The sequence below is a fragment of the Streptomyces sp. SID486 genome (genome assembly GCF_009865385.1).
GTDB lineage: Bacteria > Actinomycetota > Actinomycetes > Streptomycetales > Streptomycetaceae > Streptomyces.
In genome coordinates, this window is sequence record NZ_WWJT01000738.1 from 1 (window position 1) to 538 (window position 538).

At 80.1% G+C, this 538-nt stretch carries 1 pseudogene; it reads right to left on the reverse strand.

From position 1 onward, the window contains the following. Window positions 1–354: pseudogene (locus tag GT045_RS40230) on the reverse strand (hypothetical protein); the annotation flags it as partial. Window positions 355–538: the final 184 nt, after the last annotated feature.

Here is a 538-nt window from a genome sequence, read left to right on the forward strand (position 1 = left end):
CGTGCCCGGGGTCGCGGACCCCGTGAGCCCGCCCCCGCCTCCTGCCTCGGCCCGCTTCCCCGACGCACCCCCGAGCACCGGCCCCGGGCTCCGCCCCGGCGGACAGCCCGGCCGCCCGGCGACCGCGGTTCGCCCGGCGACCCCCTTCGGCCCGACGACCCTCACCCACGGGCCCAGCCCGGTGGCGCAGGCCGCCCCGCCGGAGACGCCCTCCGAGACGACGGCGCGGCTGCGGCCGATCCGCTCCACATCGCCGACACCGCCGACATCGCCGACGCCGCCCACCTCGCCGACATCGCCGGCGTCGCCCCTACCAGCGTCGCCCGCGCCGCCGACGTCGCCGACGTCGCCCACATCGTCGTCCTCGTCGCCGTTGTCGTCGTTCCCGTCGTCATCCTCAGGTTTCGTCCCCGGGTACGGCGGCGCCGGCCACGCGTCGGCCGTCGTCGGCCGGCCCCGTGCCGGTTCCGTCCCGGCCGGTCCCGCTCCGGCCGGGGCCGGGCAGGTCGGGACCGGGCAGGTCGTGTCCGTGCCCGCC